At 30.1% G+C, this 3,057-nt stretch carries 4 protein-coding genes; all 4 read right to left on the bottom strand.

Annotation, left to right across the window (positions count from 1 at the left end; translation table 11 throughout):
- A partial coding sequence (locus HY951_02610) for a toprim domain-containing protein (GenBank protein ID MBI5538921.1) occupies nt 1-1,070 on the bottom strand: 1,070 nt, incomplete at its 3' end.
- Nucleotides 1,071-1,122: 52 nt separating this feature from the next.
- Nucleotides 1,123-1,311, bottom strand: a complete 189-nt coding sequence (locus HY951_02615) for a hypothetical protein (protein ID MBI5538922.1) — start codon at nt 1,309-1,311, stop codon at nt 1,123-1,125.
- Between the two features lie 61 nt (nt 1,312-1,372).
- Entirely contained in the window at nt 1,373-1,702 is a 330-nt protein-coding gene (locus tag HY951_02620; protein ID MBI5538923.1) for a helix-turn-helix domain-containing protein, read from the bottom strand.
- Nucleotides 1,703-1,883: 181 nt separating this feature from the next.
- Nucleotides 1,884-2,714, bottom strand: a complete 831-nt coding sequence (locus HY951_02625) for a hypothetical protein (protein MBI5538924.1) — start codon at nt 2,712-2,714, stop codon at nt 1,884-1,886.
- Between the last annotated feature and the right edge of the window lie 343 nt (nt 2,715-3,057).

Consider the following 3,057-nt stretch of genomic DNA (forward strand, 5'->3'; position numbering starts at 1 on the left):
AAGACCTCGTCAATGAGTTGTTCAACTTTTTCAAATTTTGAGGTTTTAGAATCTTTTATTTCAGGAACTGGATTTAACTTATCAGTATCAGAATTGGCAATTAATTCTGTATGTTGTTGAATTGTTTTTTTTATCAGCTGATCAAGATCATTTGCTGAATTATTATCAAGAAAATAATCTGAAATATCCTTTCCTTTTTCTCCCAATAGTTCTTTGGGCAAAATCAATTGAGGTAAATTGTGTTCTTTACTGAGTTTATTACTGGCATTTATTCCTGCTTCGTCATTATCAAGGCATAATACTATATGCGAATATTTCTTTTGGAGTGTTTCTAATTCTTTATTGTTTAATTTCGTTCCGGCATGATCTATTCCAATAGCAGGAATAAAATGAGAATTGGCTGTTATTGTATCCTTTAGTCCTTCAACAATAATTATATAATTGGATTGTTCCGGTAATTGATTTAATCCAAATAGATCAGAAAAGGTAGAAGGCTTTTTTCCTAACCAGATATGTTTAAATTTCTTGTCAGTTGCGTTAGGTCTGTATATCTTATAACAATGGTCTGAAATACGAAATGCAAAAATAGGGTCAGTCTCAGAAGCTTTAATTTCAAAATCTTTTTTTCCATTATTAAAGATATATGAAGTAAGAGTACTTACTCCAAAACGATGTAACGTCTGCAATATGTTATTTGAATCACCATATTGAAACCAATAATCATAATTAGTTCCAGGAATTAGTTTGAAATTCGGTGCTTCAGGAGTAGGAGAGATCGAGTTTAATAATACATCTTTTGTAATAATGGCAATAGCTTCAATAAAATTGCAATTCTTTAATTTCATAACAAAGTCAAAAGGATTAAGGTTTTCTCCATTAACGAAGTCGTGATACATCCATATTTTTTTATCCGAATAAAAAACGTGAGCACCGGCATTTTTACCATCATCTCTGAAAACTGCCCTGATATGTTTCTTATATCCATGAGTTTTTAATTCTGGAATATAGTATTCGAATATTGCTAAACCCTGGTTGGTTTTATTGAGTATATTTTCTTTTTGGTTTTCCATAATAAAGTAAAAAATAACCGGCAGTTTTGATTTCTCTGCCGGTCTTGTCTAACTAATCATCACTTTCAGCAAGGTCTTCAAGGCTTTCTATAGCTTCTCGTTTGTCTCTGCTGTAATAAACATCAATGAGTAAAAGGTCTTCTTCTGTTGTACCTACAATCTCATTTTTCAATTCTTCAGATTCAAGAATTTCAGAGAATGCTACAATGTTGTCGGGATCAACTGTAAATTGAATTTTCATAACAAATAGTTTAAAGGATTAGTAAATTATTGATTTTTTGGATAGCACTCCTATCCAGAGTTTACCTTCTTCTTTGAACATGTTCGGCAGCTTCAATGTCAATTTCCTGTTTGGTTTTATGCCTGCCGTTTTTTAGCCATTCTTCAATCTGTGATTTTTCGAAGATGAGTTTTTTGCCCCTTTTTACATAAGGAATTTGTTTTCGATGGACCATACCATAAATACTAGGTACTGCCAGATTTATCATTTCTGATAATTCCTGAATAGTTAAATATTCCGGTAATTGATTTCCCTGAAGCTGGGGAGATTCCTTTAGGGCTTTTTTGACTTCTTCACGAAGCATGTTTCGGACTTCCTGAACCGAGAGCTGAGTAAAAACTAAATTTTCCATAAAAGTTGTCGTTTATTTTTACTCAAAGGTGGGGGCAAAAAAAAGGGTTGGGTAACCCAATTGGGTTACCCAATATTTACAAAGAGCTGATAAACAAGAAGAATAATTTAACTAATTTGAGTGATAATGATAACTATATGATAATGTGCTGTATTTTGTTATGTTTTTGAATATTAGAATATTATTTCTTCGCATCGCACTCTGCAATTTCATTATTTATCATTTTCACGATTTCAAGCATTTCTAATTTATTAAAGTATTCTCGGATATATTTAAGATCACTTTTTAATGTTTTATTGTTCTCTCTTAGCGGATCACGAACCCTTTTATAAATGTTGTCGAAGCTTTTACCAGTTATGAATTGAAAGAATCTTGCAGTTTCTGTTTTATCCACATTTTTAACTTGCATGTATTTAAACATGTAATGCAGTGCCAGAATTTGTCTTGATGTTGTATGATTTATCGATTTGGAAACATCAAAATCTAATTCGTCTGTTTCTAATTGATTGGTTGCGGATTTTGGAATATTATTGCTATTTGTAATTGCATTCAGAATATCCGATTTTTCAATTCTCTTATCATTTATGCCAGATAATAATTCTTTGTTAAATTTTACGTGAGTGAAATATTTTTCATCATTACATTCTAGTTTTAAAGTTATTTCATCATACGTTTTATACTCTGCATATAGTCGTGTGAATTCTTTATCAGAATAATTATCTAATTTGAATAGCTTACCTTTTTTCCCGTTTTTTGTGAATTTATTTTCTTTTAAGGATTTTAGCGCTGCTGCAAATGGTATTCCCACCTTGTAAATTTCATCAACACATTCAAACTGATAACCTAAATTAGTTTGGTCAGTTAATGCATCCTTTTTATCTCCAAAATACTCTAACAAAACGTAAAAAGTATCCAATAAATCAATGGAATTTAATATCCGATTTCGGATAACTATATAATACCTATTGAAGTATCTTTCATATGTTTCTTTATAGTAAATATTAAGGTTCATTTCATTAACTTTTCTTTCAAAAATATAATAAATAACGCATAAAACGGAAAAGAATTTTAAACAAAAAAAAAGTGTAATTTTGATAATATTTGGATAAAAAAGATGAAAAAAAGTTGTTTTTCAAATAAAATGAGTTGTGGTGCAAATTTTGGTGCAAAAAAAAAGACCGGTTTTTAACCGGTCTGTAACCTCTTGATTTTCAGTAGCGAGAGACGGGATGCCCATACAAATATTTTAAATTGATTTTTAGCGAATTGCAAATTTTAAATAAATCGGTTTTTATTCGGTTTTAGCTTCTTTATGCTCAAATTATGCTCAAATGATTATTTGTTTTTTTTGAAAA

This window comes from Bacteroidia bacterium (assembly GCA_016218155.1).
GTDB lineage: Bacteria > Bacteroidota > Bacteroidia > Bacteroidales > GWA2-32-17 > GWA2-32-17.

What these genes read in the sequence shown, in the direction of transcription:
- HY951_02615 (MBI5538922.1), bottom strand. Translation starts at nt 1,311, where the DNA reads ATGAAAATTCAATTTACAGTTGATCCCGACAACATTGTAGCATTCTCT.
- HY951_02620 (MBI5538923.1), bottom strand. Translation starts at nt 1,702, where the DNA reads ATGGAAAATTTAGTTTTTACTCAGCTCTCGGTTCAGGAAGTCCGAAAC.
- HY951_02625 (MBI5538924.1), bottom strand. Translation starts at nt 2,714, where the DNA reads ATGAACCTTAATATTTACTATAAAGAAACATATGAAAGATACTTCAAT.